Annotated in this window: 16 protein-coding genes; 9 read left to right on the forward strand and 7 right to left on the reverse strand. The window is 71.0% G+C overall.

The features are described from left to right. Positions 1 to 25 precede the first annotated feature (25 nt). Positions 26 to 910, reverse strand: a complete 885-nt coding sequence (locus tag QOM21_RS21585) for a helix-turn-helix domain-containing protein (protein ID WP_407552385.1) — start codon at positions 908 to 910, stop codon at positions 26 to 28. A gap of 209 nt (positions 911 to 1,119) precedes the next feature. Here QOM21_RS21585 and QOM21_RS21590 point away from each other — a divergent pair, with 209 nt between their 5' ends. Further along, complete coding sequence (locus tag QOM21_RS21590; protein WP_407552387.1) at positions 1,120 to 2,343, forward strand: MFS transporter; 1,224 nt, start codon at positions 1,120 to 1,122, stop codon at positions 2,341 to 2,343. Positions 2,344 to 2,430: 87 nt separating this feature from the next. On the opposite strand, the gene QOM21_RS21595 is transcribed toward QOM21_RS21590, so the two are convergent. Then, complete coding sequence (locus QOM21_RS21595) at positions 2,431 to 4,167, reverse strand: dolichyl-phosphate-mannose--protein mannosyltransferase (RefSeq protein WP_407552389.1); 1,737 nt, start codon at positions 4,165 to 4,167, stop codon at positions 2,431 to 2,433. A 99-nt stretch (positions 4,168 to 4,266) separates the two neighbouring features. On the opposite strand from QOM21_RS21595, the gene rsmI reads away from it, so the two are divergent. The 6 genes from rsmI (at position 4,267) to QOM21_RS21625 (ending at position 10,237) form a co-directional block, all read left to right on the forward strand. Continuing rightward, positions 4,267 to 5,133 (forward strand): 16S rRNA (cytidine(1402)-2'-O)-methyltransferase, encoded by an 867-nt coding sequence (gene rsmI / locus QOM21_RS21600; RefSeq protein WP_407552391.1) that lies wholly within the window; start codon positions 4,267 to 4,269, stop codon positions 5,131 to 5,133. Positions 5,134 to 5,385: 252 nt separating this feature from the next. Next, positions 5,386 to 5,844, forward strand: a complete 459-nt coding sequence (locus tag QOM21_RS21605; RefSeq protein ID WP_407552393.1) for a hypothetical protein — start codon at positions 5,386 to 5,388, stop codon at positions 5,842 to 5,844. Positions 5,845 to 5,877: 33 nt separating this feature from the next. Then, entirely contained in the window at positions 5,878 to 6,789 is a 912-nt protein-coding gene (locus QOM21_RS21610) for a TatD family hydrolase (RefSeq protein WP_407552395.1), read from the forward strand. Between the two features lie 121 nt (positions 6,790 to 6,910). Continuing rightward, positions 6,911 to 8,359, forward strand: coding sequence for a ubiquitin-like domain-containing protein (locus QOM21_RS21615; RefSeq protein WP_407552396.1), 1,449 nt, complete (start codon positions 6,911 to 6,913; stop codon positions 8,357 to 8,359). A gap of 73 nt (positions 8,360 to 8,432) precedes the next feature. Next, the gene (rsmA, locus tag QOM21_RS21620; RefSeq protein WP_407552398.1) at positions 8,433 to 9,341 is read left to right on the forward strand and encodes a 16S rRNA (adenine(1518)-N(6)/adenine(1519)-N(6))-dimethyltransferase RsmA; all 909 of its coding nucleotides are present in this window, start codon (positions 8,433 to 8,435) and stop codon (positions 9,339 to 9,341) included. Then, a complete protein-coding gene (locus QOM21_RS21625) occupies positions 9,338 to 10,237 on the forward strand; it encodes a 4-(cytidine 5'-diphospho)-2-C-methyl-D-erythritol kinase (RefSeq protein WP_407552399.1) in 900 nt (299 codons plus the stop codon). Before rsmA ends, QOM21_RS21625 begins: the two co-directional genes overlap by 4 nt. A 307-nt stretch (positions 10,238 to 10,544) precedes the next feature. Here QOM21_RS21625 and QOM21_RS21630 read toward each other — a convergent pair whose 3' ends face one another. After that, positions 10,545 to 11,282 (reverse strand): alpha/beta hydrolase, encoded by a 738-nt coding sequence (locus QOM21_RS21630; protein ID WP_407552401.1) that lies wholly within the window; start codon positions 11,280 to 11,282, stop codon positions 10,545 to 10,547. A 181-nt stretch (positions 11,283 to 11,463) separates the two neighbouring features. On the opposite strand from QOM21_RS21630, the gene QOM21_RS21635 reads away from it, so the two are divergent. After that, positions 11,464 to 13,263: an ABC-F family ATP-binding cassette domain-containing protein gene (locus tag QOM21_RS21635; protein ID WP_407552403.1), complete on the forward strand. Its 1,800-nt coding sequence runs from the start codon at positions 11,464 to 11,466 to the stop codon at positions 13,261 to 13,263. Positions 13,264 to 13,591: 328 nt separating this feature from the next. On the opposite strand, the gene QOM21_RS21640 is transcribed toward QOM21_RS21635, so the two are convergent. From QOM21_RS21640 to QOM21_RS21655, 4 genes are read right to left on the reverse strand one after another with little or no spacing between them, the layout of a single operon-like run. Then, positions 13,592 to 14,011, reverse strand: coding sequence for a hypothetical protein (locus QOM21_RS21640; RefSeq protein ID WP_407552405.1), 420 nt, complete (start codon positions 14,009 to 14,011; stop codon positions 13,592 to 13,594). Between the two features lie 26 nt (positions 14,012 to 14,037). Next, positions 14,038 to 18,834, reverse strand: coding sequence for a putative T7SS-secreted protein (locus tag QOM21_RS21645; protein WP_407552407.1), 4,797 nt, complete (start codon positions 18,832 to 18,834; stop codon positions 14,038 to 14,040). Further along, positions 18,831 to 19,448: a hypothetical protein gene (locus QOM21_RS21650; protein ID WP_407552409.1), complete on the reverse strand. Its 618-nt coding sequence runs from the start codon at positions 19,446 to 19,448 to the stop codon at positions 18,831 to 18,833. Before QOM21_RS21650 ends, QOM21_RS21645 begins: the two co-directional genes overlap by 4 nt. Then, positions 19,449 to 19,850, reverse strand: coding sequence for an SseB family protein (locus tag QOM21_RS21655; protein ID WP_407552410.1), 402 nt, complete (start codon positions 19,848 to 19,850; stop codon positions 19,449 to 19,451). It lies immediately after the preceding gene. Between the two features lie 443 nt (positions 19,851 to 20,293). Between QOM21_RS21655 and QOM21_RS21660 the strand changes: the two genes are divergently transcribed. Further along, a complete protein-coding gene (locus tag QOM21_RS21660; RefSeq protein ID WP_407552412.1) occupies positions 20,294 to 21,031 on the forward strand; it encodes a response regulator transcription factor in 738 nt (245 codons plus the stop codon). The last annotated feature ends 5 nt before the right edge of the window (positions 21,032 to 21,036 follow it).

Raw genomic sequence — 21,036 nt, forward strand, 5'->3', positions numbered from 1 at the left:
CCGGCCCGTCGACCGCCTGCCGCCGTCACGCCCCCTCGCGCCCCTGCCCCGCGAGCCGGCCCACCGCCGTCTCCGTCGCCCGGTCGTCGGGGAGGTAGGCCAGGAAGTGATGGCCCGGCTCCTCGACGGCGGCGAGCTTGACGTACCGCAGCCGCAGATCGCCCGCCACCGGATGGCGGAAGTGCCGCACGGCGGGATGGAAGGCCGAGGTCTCCCGGCCCTCGTACCACCGGGCCGCGTCCGGATCTTCCAGCAGCTCGTCGGTGATCTCGGCGTACCGGCCGTCCTGCGGATGGCGGGCCGCCTTCGCCCGGAACTGGCCCAGCAGACTCCGCGCCTCGCCCTCCCACTCGGCCAGCAGGGTGCGGGCCGGCGGCCAGCGGAAGACCAGCCACAGCAGGTTGCGCTGCCTGGGCGCCAGCCGGGCCGGGTCGGTCAGCAGTGCCGCGTAGCCGCTGTTCCAGGCCAGCAGGTCCCAGTGCGGGTCGAGCACCACGGCCGGGTTCGGCGCCAGCGTCTCCACCAGCGACAGCAGGTTCCGCGACACCCAGCCCGGCGGCTGCCCGGCCGGTTCTGCGCGCTCCACGAACGACATGACGTGCGCGCTCTCGTCCGCGTCGAGCCGCAGGGCGCGCGCCACCGACCGCAGCACCTGCTCCGACGTACGGACCCGGCCCTGCTCCAGCCACGCGTACCAGGAGCTGCTGATGCCGGCCAGCTCGGCGACCTCGCCGCGCCGCAGGCCCGGGGTGCGGCGCCGCGGCGAGCCGGGCAGCCCCACCTCGTCCGGAGCGAGCCGCTCGCGGCGCGAGCGCAGAAAGGCGCCCAGCTCGCGGCGCGGGCCGCTCGCCGGTCCGCTCCCGGCGGGGGTACCCGCCCGTGCGTTCTCCGCCGGTCCGACGCCGCGCATGCCGGCCGCTCCTCCCCGTGACCGCTGCCCTGTCACTGCTGCCCCTGCCCCTGCCCCTGCCCCTGCCCTGCTCCCTGGCCCGGCGCCGCGGAGCGTCCGGCAGGGTGTGACAAAGGGTAATCGGCTGCGGTCCGGCGAGGGGCTGTCCCGGTGATGGGCTGGAGGTGCCGGACCCGAGCGGGCCGGCACGGAACGGAGAGGAGCTTTTCGTGGGCACCACAGACCCCGCCGCCCCCGGCATCGAAACCCGCGCCACCGACACCACCGGCGCCCCTGACACCCCCGCCCCCGGCTTACCCGCCGCCGCACTACGGCTGCTGCGCACCGCCGGCTTCGTCAGCAACTTCGACCGCTTCTGCATCACGCCGATGCTGCTGCTGATCGGTACCCAACTCGGCGTCTCACTGCCGACCGTGATGCTGGCGGCCAGCGGCTACTTCCTCGCCTACGGCCTGATGCAGCCGGTCTGGGGCCTGGCCAGCGACCGGCTGGGCCGGGTACGGGTGATGCGCCTGTCGCTCGCCGGGGCGGCTGTCGCCTCCCTCGCCTCGGTGCTCGCCCCGGACGCACCCGTCCTGATCGTGGCCCGCGCCGCGGCCGGCGCCTTCTTCGCCGCCTCCATCGCCGCGTCCATCACCTACGTCGGCGACACCGTGCCCGCCGCGGTCCGGCAACGGCCGCTCAGTGAACTGATGACCGCGTTCGCGCTGGGCACCGCGGTCGCCACGGTCGTCGCCGGTGCGCTCGCGCACTACGTGAGCTGGCGCCTGGTCTTCGCGCTCCCCGGCGTGATCGCCCTGTATCTGACCGTCGCCCTGCGCCGCCTGCCGGAGCCGGCCCGCCCGCCGGCCGGCTCCCTGCTCGCCCCGATCCGGGTGGTGCTGCGCTCCCGCTGGCAGTGGTACGTGATGGCCGTGGCGATGCTCGAAGGCGCCGTCCTGCTGGGCTTCCTGACGTACGTCGCCCCCGCCCTGGAGTCCCAGGGAGCCTCGGCGACGCTGGCCGGCGCGGTCTCCGCGCTGTACGGCGTGGGCTCGATGTCGGCGGCCCAGATGGTCAAGCGGCTGGTCGGACGGTGGACGCCGGTGCGGCTGATCGTGGCCGGCGGGGTGCAGATGGCCCTGGCCTTCGGCCTCGCCGCCGCAAGCCGCTCGGTACCCGCGCTGGTGCTGACCGCGCTGCTGCTCGGCGGCGGCTGGTCGTTCATGCACTCCACGATCCAGTCCTGGGCAACCGCCCTCTCCCCGACGGCCCGCGCCACCGGTGTCGCCATGTTCGGACTCGCCCTCTACGTCGGCAGCGCCCTGGCCAGCACCCTCGCCGCCGCACCCGCGGAACACCACGCCTACCAGGGGCTCTTCCTGACGGCCGCGGTGCTGACCGTCCCGCTGACCATCGCCGCGGCACTCGGCCGCGCCCGCTACCGCGGCTGAACCACAGTTCTCACGGCAGCGTTCCAGGGCGTTCCTACGACGACGGGCCCGGCACCACGAGGTGCCGGGCCCGTCGCGTCAGCGGCGCTACACCCAGGTGTCGAACCACATCCGGTTGTGCCAGGCCGATTTGGGGATCGGCTGGCCGGTGTAGAGCGGCCAGAAGTAGATGAAGTTCCAGATGATGAGCAGGACCAGGACGCCCGCGCCCACCGCGCCGATGGTGCGGCGGCGTTCCGACGAGCCCGGTGGCCCGATGATCGCGCCGATCATCATGGCCAGCGCCAGGCACAGGAACGGGACGAACACCACGGCGTAGAAGAGGAAGATGGTCCGCTCCTGGTAGAGGAACCAGGGCAGATAGCCGGCCGCTATACCGCAGGCGATCGCACCGGCCCGCCAGTCCCGGATGAACAGCCAGCGGTAGAGGACGTACAGCAGCGCGAAGCACGCCGCCCACCACAGCAGCGGGGTGCCCAGGGCCAGTACCTCGCGCGCGCAGCCCTCGGCGGCCGTACAGCCGTCCTGGCCGGCCTTGGGGTCCTCGTAGAAGTACGACACCGGCCTGCCGAGGACCGGCCAGCTCCAGGGGTTGGACTGGTAGGTGTGCGGTGTGGTCAGTCCGGTATGGAAGGAGTAGACCTCGGTCTGGTAGTGCCACAGGCTGCGCAGCCAGTCCGGCAGCCAGGTCCACGAGCCGGTCCGCCCGTCGGGGCTCGTCGCCCAGTCGCGGTAGTAGCCGCCCTTGGTGGCGAGCCAGCCGGACCAGGACGCGAGGTAGGTGGCGAGCGCGACGACGACGGTGGAGCCGAACGCGGGCAGCACATCGCGGCGCAGCACCGCGCGGAACGGGTGCCGGGCGCCGGCCGTACGCCGGCCCGCCAGGTCCCACAACACCGCCATGAGCGCGAACGCCGCGAGGTAGTACAGGCCGTTCCACTTCGTGGCGGCGGACAGGCCGAGGCACACCCCGGCCGCGATCCGCCACGGCCGCCATCCCAGCCGCAGCCAGTCGCCGACGTCCGCGTCCGGCCGCGCCACACCACCCCCGTCGACCGGCAGTGCCGCCGCGAGCCGGGCTCTGGTGCGGTCCCGGTCGACCAGCAGACAGCCGAAGGCGGCCACCACCCAGAACATCACGATCAGGTCCAGCAGCGCGGTGCGGCTCATGACGAAATGCAGCCCGTCGACCGCCAGCAGAACGCCCGCCAGACAGCCGAGCGCCGTCGAGCGCAGCAGCCGGCGGCCGATGCGGCAGATGAGCAGCACCGACAGCGTGCCGAGCAGCGCGACCGAGAACCGCCAGCCGAAGGGGTTCATGCCGAACGCCCACTCGCCCGCCGCGATCAGCCACTTGCCCATCGGGGGGTGCACCACATACGAGTGCTCGGGCGTGAGCAGGATCTTCGCCGGATGCCCGATCAGCGCGTCATTGGCGTTCTTCGCCCAGGTGCCCTCGTAGCCGTACTGCAGCAGCGACCAGGCGTCCTTGGGGTAGTACGTCTCGTCGAATATCACCTTGCGCGGGGAGCCGAGGTCCCAGAACCGCAGGATCCCCGCGAACAGCGCCACCAGCAGCGGCCCGGTCCAGCCCGACCAACGGGCGAAGCGGTCGGCGGCGGCCGGGCCCGCACCGAGCAGCGCCCACACCCGCTTGCCGGGCGTGGGGAACGGGGGCACCAGCCGCTCACGGACATCGGCCGGACCTCGGCGGACGTACCCGAAGCGGCGCAGCCGCCGCTGCCACCCCGGGGGCTGCTGGGCCGGCTCCCCGGCGCGATGGGCGTCGGCGTCGGCCGCGGTGTCACTCGTCACCCGGCCCATCGTAGGGAAACCGCCTGTGGACCGGTGCGCCCGCGCCGCCGGACGGGTTCCGGTGCCTCGCGGCGCGGCGCCGTCCGAACGGGCTGGGAGGATGGGGGCGTGACTGGAACGCTGGTACTTGCAGGGACGCCCATCGGCGACGTCGCGGACGCTCCGCCGCGGCTCGCCACCGAACTCGCCGCCGCCGATGTGATCGCCGCCGAGGACACCCGTCGGCTGCGCCGCCTGACGCAGGCCCTGGAGGTCGCGCCGACCGGGCGGGTGGTGTCGTACTTCGAGGGCAACGAAGCGGCCAGGACACCCGAGCTGGCCGACGCGCTGGCCGGCGGCGCGCGGGTCCTGCTGGTCACCGACGCCGGGATGCCGTCCGTGTCGGACCCGGGCTACCGCCTGGTCGCCGCGGCCGTCGAGCGCGGCATCAAGGTCACCGCGGTGCCGGGCCCCAGCGCGGTGCTCACCGCCCTCGCCGTGTCCGGCCTGCCGGTGGACCGCTTCTGCTTCGAGGGCTTCCCGCCCCGCAAGCCGGGCGAGCGGCGCTCCCGGCTGCGGGAGGTCGCCGACGAGCGCCGCACCCTCGTCTACTTCGAGGCCCCGCACCGCCTGGACGACACGCTCGCCGCGATGGCGGAGGTCTTCGGCGCGGACCGGCGGGCCGCGGTCTGCCGCGAGCTGACCAAGACGTACGAAGAGGTCAAGCGCGGGCCGCTGAGCGAGCTCGCCCCGTGGGCGGCGGAGGGCGTACGCGGTGAGATCACCATCGTCGTCGAGGGCGCCCCGGACACCGGGCCGCAGGACCTCGACCCGGAGGAGCTGGTGCGCCGGGTCCAGGTGCGCGAGGACGCGGGGGAGCGGCGCAAGGAGGCCATCGCCGCGGTCGCGGCGGACGCCGGACTGCCCAAGCGCGAGGTGTTCGACGCGGTGGTCGCAGCGAAGAACGCCGCGAAGGGCGCCGCGAAGAATTCCTAGGGACGCGCCGCACCGGCCCTGCGCGGTCCCCGCGCAGGCCACGGCGCGAACCGACCCGCCGGAAGGTAAATGACCGGCCTGGAAGGTAAAGCGAAGGCCCCCACAGCGGGGCCTTTTCCCTACAGCCCGCCAAATCTGGGCCAATAGGGAAGAAGGACTGGTGCGCCGCGGCCGGGAAAGGCGTCCACTGAGGGTGGGACGTTCGACGTTCGGTCCCCAAAGACCTTGTCCGGCGGACAAGAGGAGCGGCACATGAGCGAGATCGCACAAACCGGCCCGGCCACCGCCAGCACTGCCGGCCCCACCCCGCACAGCGAGCCCACGGCACACGAGGCGTACGCCTTCGCCTGCATGCGATGCGGCCACGGCTGGGAGCAGGCCTACGAGATAGCCCACCCCGTCGACGCCAAGGGCGAGCTGCACGTCGTCTACTACGCCGACGGCGAGCGCGTGCCGTCCCCCCTCACCCAGCCCGTCTGCCGGAACTGCGGCGGCAACGTGGTGCGCATCATGCGCGCCGGTCAGGTCTCGATGGTCTCCGAAGCGATCGCCGGACTCCACCAGCGCCGCGGTCCCGGGAGCGCGAGCGGGCAGACGCCCGCGGCGGACCCGGCCTCCGAGAAGGACGCCGAGCGCACCCCGGAGCCCGCGGGACGCCACCACTGGCACCTCTCCGACCTGCTGCGTCCCTTCCAGCACCACCACAAGTGAGCCGCGGGCCGCGGTCCTCGTAGGATCGCGGCCATGGCACAGCAAGCCCAGACTCCCGCACCCGGCAAGGCGGCCAAGCCCGCCAAGGACGCACCGCCGCCGCTGCCCGAACCGCTTCGGGTGCCGGTCGCGGACTCGCACACCCACCTGGACATGCAGGAGGGCACCGTCGAGGAAGCGCTCGCCAAGGCCGCCTCGGTGGGCGTCACCACCGTGGTGCAGGTGGGCTGCGACCTCGCGGGCTCGCAGTGGGCGGCGGACACGGCCGCCGCCCACGACAGCGTGCGGGCCACCGTCGCGCTGCACCCCAACGAAGCGCCCAGGATCGTCCTCGGCGACCCGGACGGATGGTCCCGGCAGGGTGCAAGGGAGCCCGGCGGCGACAGCGCGCTGGACGCCGCCCTCGACCGCATCGACGCGCTGGCCGCCCTCCCGCACGTCAGCGGCGTCGGCGAGACCGGCCTCGACCACTTCCGCACCGGGCCCGACGGCATGGCCGCCCAGCAGCGGTCCTTCCGCGCCCACATCGAGATCGCCAAGCGGCACGGCAAGGCCCTGGTGATCCACGACCGGGAGGCGCACGAGGACGTCCTGCGGATCCTGCGGGAGGAGGGCGCGCCCGAGCGGGTCGTCTTCCACTGCTTCTCCGGTGACGCGGAGATGGCGAAGGTCTGCGCGGCAGCGGGCTACTTCCTGTCCTTCGCCGGAAACGTCACCTTCAAGAACGCCCAACCGCTGCGCGATGCGCTCGCCGTTGCCCCTCCCGAACTGGTGCTCGTGGAGACCGACGCGCCGTTCCTCACCCCCGCGCCCTACCGCGGGCGGCCCAACGCGCCGTACCTCATTCCGGTCACCCTCCGGGCGATGGCCGAGGTCAAGGGGATGACGGAGGACGCGATGGCCACGGCAGTCGCGGCGAACACGGTGCGCGCCTTCGACTGCTGACCGGCCCCCGGAGCGGGCGGACGATGCCCGGCAGTAACGCTGTGTAGCGGGTCGACTTTGGAGAGTTACCATCCCTCCGCTACATTCGGCCGTCCACCGCATCTGTGGCATGTGGAGCGTCGTGAGTCATTCGCAGAGCAGCCACCGCGCCGCGCGCGGCCGGCGCGGCCGGAACCCGGGCGCCACCGGATCGTCGTACGAGGCGAAGGCACCGTACGAAGTGAAAGCCTCGTACGAAGTGAAGGCACCGTACGAGGCGAAGGCGTCGTTCGAGGTCAAGTCGCCGTACGTGCAGAGGGCGCCGTACCCGCGCCACGACCTCCGCACCACCTCCGGGTCGCCCGGACCGATGCCGCGGCAGACCGGGCCCTCGCCCGCACCGTCCCCGGGCGGCCTCCGGCCCGCACCGGTCCTCCCCGTCCCGGGCGGCCGCGCCGCCGCGCGCCGGACGGGCCGCAGGCGGCGCCACGGCACCTCCCCCGAGGCACTGCGCCGACTGCTGCCCAGGGCCCTCGTGGTCGCCTTCCTCGCCGGCGGCACCACCGCCTTCATCGCCCACGACAAGGCCGTCCGGCTCACCGTCGACGGCACCCCCCGCACCCTGCACACCTTCGCCGACGACGTCGACGACCTGCTGGACGACGAGGACCTCGACATCGGCGGGCACGACATCGTCGCGCCCGCCCCCGGCACCGCGCTCAGCAGCGGCGACGACATCGTCGTCCGGCACGGCCGGCCGGTGGTGCTGACCATCGACGGACAGCGCCGCCAGGTGTGGACCACCGCGGACACCGTGGACGGCGCCCTGCGCCAGCTCGGCGTCCGCGCCGAGGGTGCCCACCTCTCCCTCGCCCGCTCCCGGCGCATCGACCGGCACGGCCTGGAGCTGGCCGTACGCACCGAACGCTCGGTGGTCTTCCTCGCCGACGGCCGCGAATACCGCGTCCGCACCAACGCCGCGACCGTCCGGGAGGCCCTGGCCGAAGCCGGACTGGCGCTGCGCGACGAGGACACCACCTCGGTGCCGCAGGACAGCTTCCCCCGGGAGGGCCAGACCGTCTCGGTGCTGCGCATCACCGGGTCCAGGGAGATCCGCGAGGAGTCCGTCCCCTTCCGCACGATCAAGCGGGTCGACCCGCAGCTCACCCGGGGCACCGAGGCCGTCGTCCAGCAGGGCCGCCCCGGCGTGCGGCGGGTCGCCTACCGGCTGCGCACCGTCAACGGCGTCGCGGAGAAGCCGAAGCGGCTGGGCACCCACGTCGTCCGCAAGCCCCGGCCGCAGATCGTGCACATCGGCACCAAGATCCTGCCGACCTCGGTGCGGGGCGCCGACCACCTCGCCTGGGACGCGCTCGCCCACTGCGAGGCGGGCGGCCGGCCGAACGCCGTCGACGCCTCGGGCACCTACGGCGGCCTCTACCAGTTCGACGTCGCGACCTGGCGGCGCCTCGGCGGCACCGGCCGCCCGCAGGACGCACCGGCCCTGGAACAGACCTTCCGCGCCAAGAAGCTCTACATCACCCGGGGGGCGAGCCCGTGGCCGGTCTGCGGCCGTAAGCTTCACCGGTGAACGAGCGCAGCGAGCGAACAACGGAAAGGCGCGCACGGCGGGCGACCGCGACGGCGCGCAGCGAGGCTTCGGCATGACTGAGAGCAGCACCACCGACGAGTCCGGGCCTCTGCTGGGACCCGCCGATGTGCGCGAGCTGGCCGCCGCGCTGGGCGTGCGCCCCACCAAGCAGCGCGGGCAGAACTTCGTCATCGACGCCAACACCGTCCGCCGGATCGTGCGGACCGCCGGCGTCCGCCCCGACGATGTCGTCGTCGAGGTCGGCCCCGGTCTCGGCTCGCTGACCCTGGCGCTGCTGGAGGCGGCCGACCGGGTCACCGCCGTCGAGATCGACGAGGTGCTCGCCGCCGCCCTGCCGGCCACCGTCGCGGCCAGGATGCCCGACCGCGCCGACCGCTTCGAGCTGGTCCACCGCGACGCCATGCACGTCACCGAGCTCCCCGGCGCGGCGCCGACCGCCCTGGTCGCCAATCTGCCCTACAACGTCGCGGTGCCGGTGCTGCTGCACATGCTCGCGACCTTCCCGACCATCGACCGCACCCTGGTCATGGTGCAGGCCGAGGTCGCCGACCGGCTCGCCGCCCGTCCCGGCAACAAGGTCTACGGCGTGCCGTCGGTCAAGGCGAACTGGTACGCCGAGGTCAAGCGGGCCGGCTCCATCGGCCGCAAGGTCTTCTGGCCCGCCCCCAACGTCGACTCCGGGCTGGTCTCCCTGGTACGCCGCGACAAGCCGATCGAGACCTCGGCCAGCCGTGACGAGGTCTTCGCCGTCGTCGACTCGGCGTTCGCCCAGCGCCGCAAGACGCTGCGGGCCGCCCTGTCCGGGTGGGCCGGGTCGGCCGCGGCGGCGGAGGCCGCACTGGTCGCCGCGGGCGTCTCGCCGCAGGCCCGCGGCGAGGCCCTGACCGTCGAGGACTTCGCGCGGATCGCGGAACACAAGGGACCGGGCGGCACCCGGGGGATCAGGGAGGCATCGGCATGAGCGGCGCGATCACCGTACGGGTGCCGGCCAAGGTCAACGTCCAGCTGGCCGTCGGCGCGGCCCGCCCCGACGGGTTCCACGACCTGGCCAATGTCTTCCTCGCCGTCGGCCTCCACGACACGGTCACCGCCACCCCGGCGGACGCCCTGCGGATCACCGCCGAGGGCCACGACGTCGACCGGATCCCGCTGGACCGCACGAACCTCGCGGCCCGCGCCGCGGAACTGCTCGCGGCCCGGCACGGCATCGCGCCGGACGTCCACCTGCACATCACCAAGGACATCCCCGTCGCGGGCGGCATGGCCGGCGGCAGCGCGGACGCCGCGGGCGCGCTGATGGCCTGCGACACCCTGTGGTCGACCGGCTCCTCCCGCGAGGAACTGCTCGACATCTGCGCCGAGTTGGGCAGCGATGTGCCGTTCAGCCTGGTCGGCGGGGCGGCGCTGGGCCGCGGCAGGGGCGAGCTGCTGACGCCGCTGGCCGTCGGCGGCACCTTCCACTGGGTCTTCGCGGTCGCCCCCGGCGGCCTGTCGACCCCCGCGGTCTACGGCGAGTTCGACCGGCTCACGGCGGACACGCACGTACCCGAGCCCGAGGCGTCCCCCGAACTGCTGGCCGCCCTGCGGGACGGTGACGCCACCGCGCTCGCCGCGACGCTGGCCAACGGCCTCCAGCCGGCGGCGCTCTCCCTGCGTCCCGAGCTCACCGCGACCCTCAAGGCCGGTACGGATGCCGGCGCCCTGGCCGCGCTGGTCTCCGGCTCCGGGCCGACGACCGCGTACCTGGTCGAGGACGCCCAGGCCGCGGAGAAGGTGGCCCAGGCGCTGCTCGCCTCCGGCACCTGCCGCGCGGTACGGGTGGCGGACTCCCCGGCGCGGGGCGCGACGGTGCTCTAGGGCGTATCCGCACAGTCCCGCCGGGCCCCGACGCCTGGTACGCACGCTCGCCGCGTTGCCGGGATCGTCCACGTGGACCCACTACGAGGGCGACCCTCCGCCTTGCGATCGCACGCACCGGACGCCGCGGGCCCCGCCTTACGGGCGGACGACCTTACGGGCGGACGACCGTCCGGGCGGACGGCGGGACTTCGCGGACATGGCTTTGGCGGTCGTCGCGCCGTCGGGGCGACCGTCGTCCGGGAAGTGACCTCGACGCCGGGTGCGCGGACGCGCGGGTGCGCGGGTGCGCGGGTGCGACCGTGCGCTACGCGGCCGCCGCGGCCAGCACCTCGGCCACCAACCGGCCCGCCTGTACGGCGTGTTCGGCGGTCGCCGGCAGGCAGCGGTTCGTCGAGGGGGCGTATTCGGCCATGATCGCGCCCGCGTGGTCGGTCCCGGTCTCCCGGAGCGTCACCGGCCGGCCCGCGGCGCGCAGCGCCTCCGCCAGGTCGCGGGAGTGCCCGGCGTCCACGAGGGTGTCGTGGCTGCCGTGGACGAGATGGACCGGCACGGCCGGGTCCAGGCCCGCGGCGAGGTCGGCCAGCGGAACCGCGCCGGTGGTGAACGCCGGGCGGTCGTAGCGGCCCGCGACACCGACCACCGCCGACGGCCGCCATCCGTCCGCCACCTCGGGCCGCAGCGCGACACTCAGTGCCGCCGGAGCCCCCGCCGACCAGCCGGCCAGCACGAACGACTCCCCGTCACCGCCCAGCCGGCCCGCCTCCTCGCGGACGTAGGCCAGCGACTCCAGCAGGTGTGACCGGCCGCCGTCCGCCGCGTCCGAGCGCCAGTCCGGTACGAGCACCAGCAGGCCGTTGGCCGCCGCCGTCCGCGCCAGCGGTTCCAGGACATCCCGCTCGTCGGGCCCGATGCCGTGCCAGAGCAGCACGGTCGGCGCCGGCCCGGACGACCCCGCCGGACGGTGGACGTCCAGCTGCTTGCCGCTCGGCCCGTAGACCAGCCCGCGTTCCGTTTCCACTGCCGCACCCGTGTCCGAAGTCATGCCGAGCACGCTATCCAACAGCGATCACGGCCACCGGCGATCAGGGCCTCCCCGGCGACCGCAGGGCCGTCGGCGCGCCTCGTCGCGCCCGCGTGGTCCGCATCCTCACACCCGGGCCGAGCCGTTCCGCACGCCGACTAGGCTGGGATGGTCGATTCATGTGAACCACCGCAGGAGTGAGATGGCCGTCAACCTCGTCAATCTGGAAGCCGTCGGCAAGGTCTACGGGACCCGTGCCCTGCTCGACGGTGTCTCGCTCGGCGTCAACGAGGGGGACCGGATCGGCGTCGTCGGACGCAACGGGGACGGCAAGACCACCCTGATCCGGATCCTCGCCAAGCTGGAGGAGGTGGACAACGGCCGCGTCACCCACAACGGCGGCCTGCGTCTCGGCGTCCTCACCCAGCACGACTCCCTCGACCCGGCCGCCACCATCCGGCACGAGGTCATCGGCGATCTCGCCGACCACGAGTGGGCCGGTAACGCCAAGATCCGCGACATCCTGACCGGCCTCTTCGGCGATCTCCACATGCCCGGCTTCACCCACGGCCTGGACACCGTCATCGGCCCCCTCTCCGGAGGCGAACGCCGCCGCATCGCCCTCGCCAAGCTGCTCATCGCCGAGCAGCACCTGATCGTGCTCGACGAGCCCACCAACCACCTCGACGTCGAGGGCATCTCCTGGCTGGCCGGGCATCTGCGGGCCCGCCGCTCCGCCCTGGTGGTCGTCACCCACGACCGGTGGTTCCTGGACCAGGTCTGTACCCGCATGTGGGACGTCCAGCGCGGCGACGTCCACGAGTACGAAGGCGGCTACAGCGACTACGTCTTCGCGCGGGCCGAGCGTGAGCGGATCGCCGCCACCGAGGAGGCCAAGCGGCAGAACCTGATGCGCAAGGAGCTGGCATGGCTGCGGCGCGGCGCCCCCGCCCGTACGAGCAAGCCGCGCTTCCGCATCGAGGCCGCCAACGAACTGATCGCGGACGTGCCGCCGCCCCGCGACACCACCGAGCTGATGAAGTTCGCCAACACCCGCCTGGGCAAGACGGTCTTCGAGCTGGAGGACGTCAGCGTCCAGGCAGGCCCCAAGGTGCTGCTCAAGCACCTCACCTGGCAGCTGGGCCCCGGCGACCGGATCGGCCTCGTGGGCGTCAACGGCGCCGGCAAGACCTCCCTGCTCCGAGCCCTGGCCGAGGCGGCCCGCACCCAGGGCGAGGCGCAGCCGGCGGGCGGCCGCATCACCGTCGGCAAGACCGTCAAACTCGCCTACCTCTCCCAGGAGGTCGGCGAACTCGCCCCGACACTGCGGGTGCTGGAGGCCGTCCAGCAGGTGCGCGACCGCGTCGACCTCGGCAAGGGCCGGGAGATGACCGCCGGGCAGCTGTGCGAGAAGTTCGGCTTCACCAAGGAGAAGCAGTGGACGCCGGTCGGCGACCTGTCCGGCGGTGAGCGCCGCCGGCTGCAGATCCTGCGCCTCCTCATGGACGAGCCCAACGTCCTCTTCCTCGACGAGCCCACCAACGACCTCGACATCGAGACCCTGACCCAGCTGGAGGACCTCCTCGACGGCTGGCCCGGCTCGCTCATCGTCATCAGCCACGACCGCTACTTCATCGAGCGCACCACCGACCGCGTCCACGCCCTCCTCGGCGACGCCACGCTCCGCATGCTCCCGCGCGGCCTCGACGAGTACCTGGAGCGCCGCAAGCAGGTGATCGACGCCGCGGTCCCGGCGGCCCCCCAGCAGACCTCCGCCCCCAAGAAGGCCGCCGCCGTCAACCGCGCCGCCCAGAAGGAACTCCAGAAGATCGAACGCCAGCTGGACAAGATCGTCACGAAGGAAACCAAACTCCACACCCAAATCGCCGAAAACGCCACGGACTTCGAAAAGGTCGCGGGCCTGGACGCCCAACTCCGCGAACTCACAGCGGAGAAGGACGAGCTGGAGATGCGGTGGCTGGAGCTGGCGGAGGAGGCGTAGGGGCCTCGGTGCGCCGACGGCCTTGCGCAGTCCTTGGTTCGCATCCACCGGCGGCGCATTTCCTCGCCGTGCCGCTGTAAGCCATTTGCTGCACGCTAGCCGTCGTTCCGGCAGGTGGCGAATCTGAACGGAGCGCGCTCCATTCGATGCGCCCTTCCGCATCGGCGTCGGCCTCAATGGCCTCTACGCTCCTCGCTCACGCGTCCTCCGCCGACTACCTGTGCGCCGCTCATGCCCAGCCTCTCGCTTTCTCAACGGCGGGGCAGTTGCCGCCACGAGATGCGGGTGGTTTGGTCGATCAAGGCGACAGGCATTCGGTTTGAAGTTGTCAGCGGGTTTGGTCTTCACGCCCCTCGGTGTTCATCACGTAATCCTGTAGTCGAGAGATGATGAGGGCCAAGTCGCTATTGGCTAGCTCGCAGAAATCCGGGTCGCTCAATGTAATTCGCATGACCGCTTGTCGAAAGCTGATATTATCGGAAGAGCACTCATTGAGGACCCGCGACGGCGCCAGGAGCCAGTTTCTGGCGGAATAATCAAGAGTCCAGTCGTTCTCCGTTGGGCTATTGCGCACCAGCGTCTCGATGAGTCGCGCAATTTCTACATCGCCGCCATCGGCGAAACGCCAGGCGACATGTGGGGATTGCGTGTACCCTTCCACTGGATTACGCCCCGAGGACGTCCTGATCCACTCGATAGGATCGAACAAGGACAGCGTCTTCAAAATTTGTTGGCCGGTTACACTCATATCGGCTCCCATTCCGCGCTGACACCTCACCACAGGGGCCCCCTATATGGCCCGTGGCCCGATATGATTTTCAAGTCTGGATTCAGGTGCCTTATCGCTCGCTTGAAATCACCCAGAGGTACGGGGTTGCTACCCAGTTCGGGGTCGTATATGTACTTACCGTCGGTGTACACGTCGTGATACTTAAACTCCTCAGCGAGACGTCCACCCTCCTGGGGGACTCTGAACATCTCTCCCGAGTGGCTCGTAAAGTTGATTATCTCCCCTTTCCCTTCGGATCTTTTCATAATGTAATTGGCGAGCTCCGCGCAGTCAACGTTTCCGCCCACTGGGGCGACCCGCATGGCGTCAATTGCCGCCTGATGCGGTGGGTGAGAAGGGTTTGGAGGTCGGAAGTCGAACGGCCCTCGTTGCTCCGAGCCCGCCTCGCAGGAAAACAGCCCGAATGGGTCAACGTAGCTGTTTGGGTTGCTTACGTATGCACTTGGGTTAGGGGATGGCTCTAGTCCGAGAGGGTCTGTGGATATGTAATGCCCGACCTCCGAGTCGTAGTGTCGAAGTAAATTGAAGTGAAGCTGCGTCTCGGGGTCGAAATACTGACCCGGGAATCGCAGTGGAGTGTATGCCGTAGCTCCGTTGTCCCAGGTGGTGGTGCCCCAAAGGGTGGCGCGTTTACTCCAAGCTATCTCGCCGTATTCGGAAACGAGTTCCGCTGGGGTGCCAATTGAATCAGCGACAATGGAGAAGAACCTTTGGTCGATGACGCGTTGCTCGGTGCTAGATATATCCGAACCCGAGGTCTTGCGCTCGGTCTGGGTGAGCGGGGTGAGCCCTTTGTGGTCCCACGTGAGCGTTATGGACTCTTGGTGGCCTGAGGAACGGGCGGTTTGTTCGGTGAGAGTCAGCCCATCCCACGCAAAGTCCGTGTGCTCGACCACCCTGGCGGCGTCAGGAGAGAAGCGTTGCTTGGCTACTCGGCGGCCGGAAGGCTCGTAGAGATAGCGCCAGGTTGTACCGTCCGGCGTTGTTACGGCAGCGAGCCGGTCTTCGGCACTCCACGTGTATCGCCAGGTATCTGGTTTGCGGGAGAGACGGGTTTTTTGGCGGACAGTTACTCGGCCGAGGGGATCGTGTTCGTAGCGGATTCTGCCGGCGCGGGTGATACGGGTGCCGGTGTAGGTGCGGTCGCCTCGGGCTGAGGGGTTGGGGTGGCGGTCGGGCCAGGTGGCGTGGGTTTGGTTGCCGGCTTCGTCGTAGGCGTAGGTCTCGGTCCAGTCGGTGGCGTGGACGGCGGTGACGCGGCCGGCGCGGTCGAGGTCGAAGGTGCGCCGGCCGGTGTGGGAGTCGTCGATCGCGGTGAGGTTGCCGTCGGGGCGGTAGGTGTAGCCGCGGTGGAGGACCCGGTGGGCTTCCGCAGCGGCAGAGTTCTGTGCCCGGTCCGCCCCGGTGGCCGCCGTGGTGAGCGATTGGTTGGTGAGGCGGCCGGTGGGGTCCCAGGTGTGGGAGAGGGCGAGGTTGTCGCCGATGGTGCGGGTGAGTTCTTGGCCGGCGGCGTCGTGGTCGAAGGTGAGGACGTGGCCGGCGATGTCCATGGCGGTGCGGTTGCCGGCGGCGTCGTAGGTGTAGGTGGTGGTGTGGCCGGTGGGGGTGGTGCGGGAGGTGCGGCGGCCCAGGGCGTCGTAGGTGAACGTCATGGTGCGGCCGTTGACCGATTCAGCGGTGACGCGGCCGAGGATGTCGCGGCTGTAGGTGACCGTGGCATCAGCGTTGGCGGCCTGACGGAGCTGGCCACTGGAGTCGTGGGTATATGTGGTCAGCAGCCCTGCGGCGTTCTTCTCGGTGATGCGGCCAAGGGTGTCACGGGTGTAGGCCGTCACCTCGCCCAAGGCATTGGTGCGGGTGGTCAGTTGGCCAGCCGCATCATGGGTGTAGGCCAGGATCCGGTCGTCGAAGTCGGTCTCGGATATGAGGCGGCCAGCCAGGTCGTACGTGTAGTTCCAGGTCAGCCCCTGGGGGTTGGTGACCTGGGTGAGACGTAGTTCGGTGTCGTGGGTGAAGGTGTGGCGGACGCCGTCGGGGTCGGTGCGGGCCGTGAGCAGGTCGAAGTGGGTGTATTCGAAGCGGGTGGTCTGGCCGATGGCGTCGGTGTGGGAGGTGCGGTTGCCCTCGCCGTCGTAGGTCCATTCCTCGGTGGCGCCGGTGGCGTCGATACGGGCTGCCAGCTTGCCTTCGACGGTCCACACCATGTGGGTGGTCTCGCCGAGTGGGTCGGTGACGGAGGCGGTGCGGCCAAAGGCGTTGCGCCGGTAGTGAGTGGTGGCGCCCAGGGGATCGGTGAGGGTCAGCGGTAGGCCGGCCTCGTTGCAGTAGAGGCGACTGGTGTTGCCGAGCGCGTCGGTGACCGAGGAGACGTGGCCGCGAGCGTCGTGGGTGTAGCTGGTGGCGGCGCCTGTGGGGTCGGTGGTGGCGGTGCGGTTTCCGTCGGCGTCGTAGGTGTGGGTCCAGGTGGTGCCGTCCGGACCGGTGGTGTTCAGAGGCAGGCCGAGATCGTTGTAGCTGGTGGTGGCGGTGGATCCGTCGGGGAGGGTGACAACGGTGGGGCGGCCCTCGGCGTCGTACGTGAAGTGGGTGGTGCGGCCCAAGGGGTCGCTGGTGGAGAGGACGCGGTGCTTGGCATCGCGGACCGTACGGGTGGTGGCACCAGTGGGGTCGGTCTCCGCGACGATCTGGTGGCGCTCGTTGACCTCGTAGCGGGTAACGCCGCCCTGGGAGTTGTGGAACAGGTTGGTACGCAGGCCCGTTACGGGATCCGGGTCGCCCCAGGCGAACGTGGCGCGGAGGTGGCCCTCGATGCCGCCTTGTGAGGTGCAGCGGTCATCGTCGTCGTAGACGTAGGTGTAGCTGCTGTTGTTGGTGTCCGTCCAGGACGTGATGCGGCCGTCGTCGTCGTAGGTGAAGCGGAGCGGGAGGCCGGAGGAGTTGGCGGTGGTGGTGAGGTTGCCGGCGTCGTCGTAGCCGTACGTCATCAGGAGCTGGTCGCTGCCGTCGGGGGCCGCACCGGCGAGGTGGAGGGCGGTGATGCGGCCCTCGTCGGTGGTGAGCAGGAGGCGGTAGCCGGCGCTGTGGGTGATGGCGGTGGGGGTGCCGTCTTCGGTGTAGTCGAAGGTGTGGTGGTTGCCGCGACGGTCGGATATCTCGTCGAGGACGGCGAGGCCGTCGGTGTAGGTGGTGAAGTACCAGCGCATGCCGGAGGACGGGTCCGTGAGGACGTAGTCGCCGTCCGGGGTGCGTTCGAGCGGGCGGCCCTCGCCCTCGACGGGCACCGTGGGGACACCTACGGCCGGGTGCGGGTAGAGAAGGAAGTTGCCTTCCTCGCCGATGAGGATGACGCCCTCGGAATCGATCTCCAGGCGCTGGTCGGCGGTACTCATCCACGTGGGGCCGAACCAGCGGCCGGTGCGGTGGGACGACTCGAAGGTGCGGGTGAAGGCGAGGGGGAGGCTGCCCGGGAGAGTGATGTCCGTCTGCGGCAGGACCATGCGGCCGGTCGCCATGTCGATCGGGTCGTTGCCGAAGGTCTTGCACCACCGGGTGCGGGCCCGGTCCATGACGGTCCGCTTGCCGCCCTCCTTGGCGGCCTGCCGGGCCGCGCCTTCGGCGGCATCCCTGGCGCCCGCCTTGGCCGCCCCCTTGGCCAGCCCGCCCGCGCCCTTGCCGCCCGCCGCGTTGACGACGGCGGCGCTGAAGGAGTCGAGCGGGTCGCTTCCCCACCCTGATCCGACCACGCTCTTGGCGGTGTCGATGGGGTGGAGGGGGGCCTGGGCCAGGCCGAGAAGGGTGGTGGAGACGTTGGAGGCGAACTGCCAGGGGTGGGTGAGGTTGTAGGGGTCGAGCGGATTGACCGTGCGCCCCAGCTTGACGGTGTCCGCCGCGGCCTTCAGGGCGCCGCCCATGAGGTGCATGTTCGCGGCGGGCAGCGCGGTGCCGAAGTCCGATATCGCTGCGCCTGCCAGGGAGGTGAACGCCGGCTTCTCCGGTGCGTGCGCCAAGGCACCCTTGATGGCGTTGCGGGCGCGGGAGGCGGCTTCGTTTCGCTGGCTGCGGGCATCCTTGAGCATGTCCTGGGCCGCTTCGCGGCCCTCGGCGCCCGGGTCGGTATGGACGACGGGCTTTTGCGGCTCGTCTCCCGGGTCGGCGTTACGTGAGATCGCCGCGTTGTAGGCGTCGACCGCGGCGTTGTACGTGTCGACCTTCGCCTTGTACGCATCCACCGCACGCCGGGTGGCTTCCTGCGCCTGGCGGTACTTGTCGATGGCGTCCGAGGCCTTGTGCTGGGCCCAGGTCACCGTTTCCGCGTAAGCCTTCAGAGCCTTGTGGGCGTCGTCGCAGGCGTCGGCGGCGTGCATCCACTCCTTGGGGTGCATGTCGAACTTCTCGCGGAAGGCGTCGGCTGCCTTACCGGTCCAGTGCTGGCCGGAGCCGAGTTTGCGCATGCCGTTCGCGACCCGGTCGAAGGCGGCGGAGAAGTCCTTCAGGTGCGACGCGGACTCGTTGATCTTCTCGGCGTCACCGTGGATGAGCTCCTTGGGGTCCTCGCTCTCGCCGAGCTGACGCTCATCGACATGGGCGCCCAGCGCCCCTGCCACCTTCGCGCCGCCGGAGCGCACGGCATGCGCGGCGTCGTCCGCGCCGACCGTCTCCAGCATGTCCCCGGCGATGTCGGAGCCGTGCTCGACGACCTCGCCCGCGCCACGCTCCACGGCGTTGGTGAACTTGCTCGCGCCGTCCCCGACCGCGTTTGCCGCATCCCCCAGCCAGCTCACTTCTGCTCCCCCTTGTGCGCCTGCGACGGCGTGTTCGGCTCCAGCGTGGCCGTGGTCTCGGCCGGGTCCTCCCCGCCGTTCATGAGGCGGTCAGGGATCGAGGTGACGTCGTGGCCGAACTGCTGCTCCGCCTCGAGCACCTCTTTGTAGCCGTCCCGCGACTGCTGCGAATTCGGGTCCCAGTCCGCGTCGTCGAACTGCGACAGGGGGTTGGCGACCTTCCCCCAGGACTGCTTGTGCAACTGCTCGGCGGTCAGGGTCGGGTCGCCCCACGCGGCGTTCGCGGTCTGCTTGAGCGCGTCGGAGGCGTACTGCTCCTGCTCGTAATAGAAACCGGCGGTGATACCCAGCTTCTGGGAGAATTCGTTGGCGTTCTGCATCAGACCGCGGACGCCCCAGCCCCAGCGCTCGCAGAACGAATCCAGCACGGCGGCGAGATCGTCATCGCCGCATTCCACGCTGTCCAGGGACAATGTGTCGAAGCCCCGGCCCAGTTGGGCTTCCATATCGAAGCCCAGCTCTTTCAGCTCGGCCGTCGCGGCTTTGATGCCTTTGGTGAGCTGCTCGAACGCCTCAGGTTCGAGGTGATACCCCGAACCGCCGATCAGACCCATTTAGGCGTTTCCCCCCTGCGGTGCGTCAGATATGTCCAGGGCCACGGAGTCCGGCACGATCCCTGCCACCGGCGGGAAGAGCATCCCGTGCTCGCCGCCCGCGTCCAGCGCCACACCCGTCGGCCCCTCGATGGCCGGAATCAGCACGTCAAGGACGCGCGCCCCGGATGCGGTCAGGTACTGCCACTCCGCGCCCGGCTCGCCGCCGCGCGAGAGGGCGAAGCGGGACATGGCCTCTTCGTCGGTGAAGGCGTACAGCCAGCGAATACCGTCCAACTCCGCCGAAAGGAGCGTTTCGTTGGCGGTCGGCAGCAACACATGCGTGCGCCGGAACTCCCCTACCAGCGCGGCCGGATCCGGCGCTCCCGCGTGAACTGCCAATACTTCTTCGGCCAATGACATGACGGCCTTCCCCCGATTCTTCACCCCAACTGCTGTACCTACTTTGACATACGGCACTGACAGTGACGTCGGCGTGCCTCGGCAGGAAAACCGGCCGCAAGTTCTTTTTATGCTCAACGATTTTCTGGCCGTACTCCGATGACTTCTGCCTCCATGACCTCAAGAGCCCGGCTCGCATAGCGCGTTCGCCGGGCTCCGCCGCGTTTCGTCCCCGCCTCATCCGCCCGGCTTCATCCGCGCGAGGTGCCGAGGTGCGGTGCGATCGGGTGCCGAGGTCCGGGCGTCCGGGTGTCAATCGGCCCCGATTGGCCGGGAGTCCCGCATTCCGGGGGCTTCTCCCCGGTAGGGGGCGCGCTCGGCCGGTCGAGCGTGTAGCTTCCCGGGGACAAGGGGCCCGGCGGGGGCCGGGGGCGGGGTCCGCCGGGGATGGAGGGGGTTGCTCGATGGGCGTGCGGCTCATGGTGGTCGACGATCATCGTCTGCTGGCCGAGGCGCTCGCCTCGGCCCTGAAGCTGCGCGGGCACCGCGTGCTGGCGGCTGCCGCGCCGTGCGCCGGGGCCGCGGATCTGGTGGTGAGCCGGGCGCCGGAAGTGTGCCTGCTGGGGACGGCCGCGCCCGCCGAGCCGGGTGCCTTCGACCCGGTCGTACGGATCAAGAAGGAGCGGCCGCAGGTCGCGGTGGTGGTGCTGGGGCCGGTGCCCAGTCCGCGCGGGATCGCTGCCGCCTTCGCGGCCGGGGCGTCGGGGTATGTGCGTAACGACGAGCGGATCGAAGGCGTGGAGCGCGCCATGATGAAGGCGCGTGCGGGGGAGGCGGCCATCTCGCCGCGCCTGCTGCAGCAGGCTTTCGAGGAGCTGCTGCACCCCGTCGCGAAGCCGGACGACGAGGGCGCGCGGCTGCTGCAACTGCTCACCCCGCGCGAGGTCGAGGTGCTGATGCGGGTCGCGGACGGCGAGGACACCCGGCTGATCGCGGCGGGTATGGCGATCGCGCCGAGTACCGCGCGCACCCACGTCCAGCGGGTGCTGATGAAGCTTGAGGTGGGCTCGCGGCTGGAGGCCGCCGCGCTGGCCGCGCGTACGGGGCTGCTGGAGCGGGCGGCGGCCGGCGGGGCGGCGGCAGCCGCGGCGGCGGGGACGGAGGAACCGGAGGAACCGGAGGGTGGCGCCCCGCCGCCGTAGCGGAC

Source organism: Streptomyces sp. Pv4-95 (genome assembly GCF_045782725.1).
Taxonomy (GTDB): Bacteria; Actinomycetota; Actinomycetes; order Streptomycetales; family Streptomycetaceae; genus Streptomyces.

What these genes read in the sequence shown, in the direction of transcription:
- QOM21_RS21635 (WP_407552403.1), top strand. Translation starts at nt 11,464, where the DNA reads ATGGCCGTCAACCTCGTCAATCTGGAAGCCGTCGGCAAGGTCTACGGG.
- QOM21_RS21630 (WP_407552401.1), bottom strand. Translation starts at nt 11,282, where the DNA reads ATGACTTCGGACACGGGTGCGGCAGTGGAAACGGAACGCGGGCTGGTC.
- QOM21_RS21655 (WP_407552410.1), bottom strand. Translation starts at nt 19,850, where the DNA reads ATGTCATTGGCCGAAGAAGTATTGGCAGTTCACGCGGGAGCGCCGGAT.
- QOM21_RS21610 (WP_407552395.1), top strand. Translation starts at nt 5,878, where the DNA reads ATGGCACAGCAAGCCCAGACTCCCGCACCCGGCAAGGCGGCCAAGCCC.
- QOM21_RS21585 (WP_407552385.1), bottom strand. Translation starts at nt 910, where the DNA reads ATGCGCGGCGTCGGACCGGCGGAGAACGCACGGGCGGGTACCCCCGCC.
- QOM21_RS21595 (WP_407552389.1), bottom strand. Translation starts at nt 4,167, where the DNA reads ATGGGCCGGGTGACGAGTGACACCGCGGCCGACGCCGACGCCCATCGC.
- QOM21_RS21640 (WP_407552405.1), bottom strand. Translation starts at nt 14,011, where the DNA reads ATGAGTGTAACCGGCCAACAAATTTTGAAGACGCTGTCCTTGTTCGAT.
- QOM21_RS21625 (WP_407552399.1), top strand. Translation starts at nt 9,338, where the DNA reads ATGAGCGGCGCGATCACCGTACGGGTGCCGGCCAAGGTCAACGTCCAG.
- QOM21_RS21650 (WP_407552409.1), bottom strand. Translation starts at nt 19,448, where the DNA reads ATGGGTCTGATCGGCGGTTCGGGGTATCACCTCGAACCTGAGGCGTTC.
- rsmA (WP_407552398.1), top strand. Translation starts at nt 8,433, where the DNA reads ATGACTGAGAGCAGCACCACCGACGAGTCCGGGCCTCTGCTGGGACCC.
- QOM21_RS21605 (WP_407552393.1), top strand. Translation starts at nt 5,386, where the DNA reads ATGAGCGAGATCGCACAAACCGGCCCGGCCACCGCCAGCACTGCCGGC.
- QOM21_RS21660 (WP_407552412.1), top strand. Translation starts at nt 20,294, where the DNA reads ATGGGCGTGCGGCTCATGGTGGTCGACGATCATCGTCTGCTGGCCGAG.